The organism is Mesorhizobium sp. M7A.F.Ca.CA.004.12.1.1 (assembly GCF_003997835.1).
In the GTDB taxonomy this organism is placed as follows: Bacteria; Pseudomonadota; Alphaproteobacteria; order Rhizobiales; family Rhizobiaceae; genus Mesorhizobium.
In genome coordinates this window covers 1-3,144 of the sequence record NZ_RZRK01000709.1, presented here as the reverse complement: position 1 = coordinate 3,144, position 3,144 = coordinate 1, and the positions used below count along the sequence as shown (strand labels likewise).

Sequence of the window (3,144 nt, the reverse complement as noted above, 5' to 3'; positions counted from 1 at the left end):
GAAAACGGACTCTGCTTGGTGAGTTCTTTCGGACACTCTTTGCGGCTTACGTCTCTCGCAAATAATCGAGCAAATCGGCAGGCAAGACTTCCAGATTCGCTCTCTCCCGCCCGGGCGAGAATTGACCGCCACGATAAATTGCGTAGCCAACGGTCCCATCTTCCTCGATGCTTAGGATCGCGTGGCGCTCCCCCCATTTCCATTCGAAAGCGATCTCCCCATCATCCGCCCATACCGAAGGTAATCTGACACCAGCGGGTATTGCCTCCCAAAGCCTCGAAGCAAAACCAGCCATCCCGCCCGGAGCAGAAATCTTCGGGAACGCGGGAATCTCATAAGTGTTTGCAGGATTCGAGTGCCCTATCACCAAATTGGGCAGAGATAGGTCCGCGAACCAAGGCAAATGGTCCGTTACCGAAACCGTATTCGGATAGAGAGTTCTCTCCCACACAGACAACTCGGGCCATACCGTACTGACGTTTGGTGGCAGTGCACTGCCTGTGAGGGGTCCCCAGCCAATGAGGGGCAACTCTTCCAAAAAACAAACCCTCCCTGCCATCGTTTCTAGGACAGCAGGAGTAGTTCTAGCGGATGGCGGGATAGCTGAGCCCGGGCGCTGCTTGGGAACATAGGAAGGTCGCGTTCCACTATCTTCCCCGATTAAGGCTAGCGCACTCATCACAGTTCACCCGATTCAACATTCTGGCGACCGAGGCCAACCAGTTCATCCCATATAGGCACCAAAAGCGATCGATCCAATGGCGACGCATTGGCTGCGTCGGTACTATGATCGAGTTCAAGGCGCGCAGCAAAAACCTGCCCACCCATGACAATTCCAGCCTCATTCCCGCCAACTCTAATTGAGCCCCTCTGTATCTTCACAGACCCCAAGCTCAAAATACGGTTCAATTTTAGCGGCAGTATGTTGCTCCTCGTCGGGGAATTTATGCGATATAAAAAATCTTCAGTGTCCGGCTGAATTTTAGCACTCTTCAAGTATCCGCTAAGGATCGAATTCACACTCTTCTCGTCGGGCGCTTGTTGCAACATTACGGATCCAAGTGCCAGACGTGCCACCGGATGGGTAAAATTGGCAAGGAATTTCGACGCTACCGATTGGAATTCATCAATTCCTGCGTCCCATTCCGCGAATGCCGGGACGGCGGCGTCTTCGGCGAAATCGGCCTTGATGCCCATAATCACGTCGACCCTGTTTGGACCAAATCCCAAGGTCAGCCGACCAAGTCCAAAATCGCCAACATAGACCTTGCCGCCTGGCACGTTTTGCCGAACTTCAGCTTCGTCTTGGCCAGTGAGGAAGGTCCAATCTGCCTCGGTGCCCTTTGGCTGATCGGCAGTGAAGATAGATAGGCGCAATGATTCCAGTGACCAGTTGCTGCTCATAAGGCCTCCCCCACCACTTCCGCCATATCCCGAAACACACCAGAACGCAATTAAGCCACTCGAATAGTGCCGAAATGGTGAAAGCCATGTTTTATTGCCGTCGTCACCCCAGGCACACTCGCCAGATATCCGACCAGACCACCGCCGCTATTCCTCTGCCGCCGGCTTGAACTTTCGCACGATCATCTCGAACAGCATATCCGAAATCCACATAGCCGAAACGCCGATCAGGAAAGCAGCCGCAAGCGTCGTGGTGTCATCGGCCGGATCTGGAATCGGCAATCCCGTCGCTTTGAAATACGACACCACTGGCAGCGTGAGATAAGCCGCCGCCAGTGCGCCACAAACAGGCGAGGCTATCATTTCGCGCAGCTTGTACCGATGCCGCGACAGAGCCCGCAGGATGCCGCCAGAGAGGCCGGCAACAAGCACAGGGGCCTTGATGCCCAATAGGTCGAGCAAATCGTGCATCATGGCTTCCACCCGCACCAGTCAGCGCCCTTGGCATTGAACGAGTTCAAGTCGTCCAGTTCGGCGCGGGTCATGATCTGAACGACAGTCAGCGAGGGCCGGCGGGGCGTGTTGTGGTCGCACCAGACCTTGCGAGGGTCATCGATTGGGGCCGACGTGGCGCACGCTGACAGAAGCAGGAACACCGGGGCTATCAGTGCTTTGCCCATTTAGTCGCCTCCGCTCGGGCTTGGTCGTCTGTCATGCCGGCGGCCTGCCGTTCGGCCGCTGTTGCCTCCCGGTTCATCTCCAGACTGTCCTGGGCGGAGGCCAGGTCTCTGGCCGCCTGCTTGGCCTTGTCCTTGTTGGCGCGGTGAATCCCACCGGCAACGAACAGGCTGACGCCACCGACGACAGCCGCGAGAATGGCCATGATGACCTTGTTGTCGATCACGGCACTGAACAGCCACACCAGCAGCTCAGACATTGGGCTTGTCCTTGACGAAATAGCCGACGAGTCCGCCAACGACATACGGCAGCGGCTCCCAAATCGCCGGATCGGCGAAGTCGGGAAAGTTGTGCACGACAAGTGCCTTCACGATGCCGGCGGCCGACGCCGACACCATGGCCGCTGTCAGCTTGTTCGTTGGCAACGCGCTTGGCTGGCGAACCGTTCGCATGGTCACTTCCTCTTGAAAACGGCACCGACAACCGCGAACAGCAGCCGCCACAGCCAGTTGCGTTCGACGGTCTTCGTTTCGGCAGTCTGGGTTGGCTCGGGATAGACGATCTGCGGCGAAGCTGGCGGAACGGGAGCGGGTACAGGCGTCGACGGAGTGATGACAGGCTGAACCGCGGCTTCCCCCTGCCCTGCCAGAACGAGCGATTGCGAGCGGACGGACTTCACCCGATCGCTCCAGCCGCGCCCAAAAGTGGCCCAGGTCGGCAAACGCTTAAGGAAGGCCAGGCGGTCGTCACAGAGCGCGTCGATGACAACGCCCGCCGGCTTGCCGTTTGCGGCGGCGATGGTCGCTGGGCCTATGCGCCCGTCCTGCGTCACACCGACGACAGCCTGAAGGTACTTCGCAGCCCTGCCTGGCCCGGAATTTACCGCGAAGTCAAAGACGGCGTAATCCACGCCATCAGGGAGTTCAGCCCCAGCTACGGCGTCCCAATAGAACCTGCGATAGACCGTCGCCACCTGGGCATCGCTGATCTTGCGTAGATCCGCCTTTGTCGCATCGGCCTTCACGTAGCGGCGGAAATTGGTGAGCGTCACCCCTTTCATGG

At 57.9% G+C, this 3,144-nt stretch carries 6 protein-coding genes; all 6 read right to left on the bottom strand.

Going from position 1 to position 3,144, the window contains the following annotated elements; all coding sequences use genetic code 11:
- Positions 1-678: 678 nt before the first annotated feature.
- Positions 679-1,404, bottom strand: a complete 726-nt coding sequence (locus EN984_RS28145; protein ID WP_127269583.1) for a hypothetical protein — start codon at positions 1,402-1,404, stop codon at positions 679-681.
- 147 nt (positions 1,405-1,551) lie between these two features.
- Positions 1,552-1,875: a hypothetical protein gene (locus EN984_RS28140; protein ID WP_127271068.1), complete on the bottom strand. Its 324-nt coding sequence runs from the start codon at positions 1,873-1,875 to the stop codon at positions 1,552-1,554.
- Positions 1,875-2,084: a hypothetical protein gene (locus tag EN984_RS28135; protein ID WP_127271047.1), complete on the bottom strand. Its 210-nt coding sequence runs from the start codon at positions 2,082-2,084 to the stop codon at positions 1,875-1,877. The genes EN984_RS28140 and EN984_RS28135 overlap by 1 nt, the downstream gene beginning before the upstream one ends.
- Positions 2,069-2,341, bottom strand: coding sequence for a hypothetical protein (locus EN984_RS28130; protein WP_127271048.1), 273 nt, complete (start codon positions 2,339-2,341; stop codon positions 2,069-2,071). Before EN984_RS28130 ends, EN984_RS28135 begins: the two co-directional genes overlap by 16 nt.
- On the bottom strand, positions 2,334-2,534 hold the full coding sequence (locus EN984_RS28125; RefSeq protein ID WP_127271050.1) for a hypothetical protein: 201 nt from the start codon (positions 2,532-2,534) through the stop codon (positions 2,334-2,336). The genes EN984_RS28130 and EN984_RS28125 overlap by 8 nt, the downstream gene beginning before the upstream one ends.
- A gap of 2 nt (positions 2,535-2,536) precedes the next feature.
- On the bottom strand, positions 2,537-3,144 hold a 608-nt coding region (locus EN984_RS28120), incomplete at its 5' end, for a glycosyl hydrolase 108 family protein (RefSeq protein ID WP_127384113.1).

Excerpts from the sequence above, each read along its gene's own strand:
- EN984_RS28145 (WP_127269583.1), bottom strand. The coding sequence starts at position 1,404 with ATGAGCAGCAACTGGTCACTGGAATCATTGCGCCTATCTATCTTCACT.
- EN984_RS28140 (WP_127271068.1), bottom strand. The coding sequence starts at position 1,875 with ATGCACGATTTGCTCGACCTATTGGGCATCAAGGCCCCTGTGCTTGTT.
- EN984_RS28135 (WP_127271047.1), bottom strand. The coding sequence starts at position 2,084 with ATGGGCAAAGCACTGATAGCCCCGGTGTTCCTGCTTCTGTCAGCGTGC.
- EN984_RS28130 (WP_127271048.1), bottom strand. The coding sequence starts at position 2,341 with ATGTCTGAGCTGCTGGTGTGGCTGTTCAGTGCCGTGATCGACAACAAG.
- EN984_RS28125 (WP_127271050.1), bottom strand. The coding sequence starts at position 2,534 with ATGCGAACGGTTCGCCAGCCAAGCGCGTTGCCAACGAACAAGCTGACA.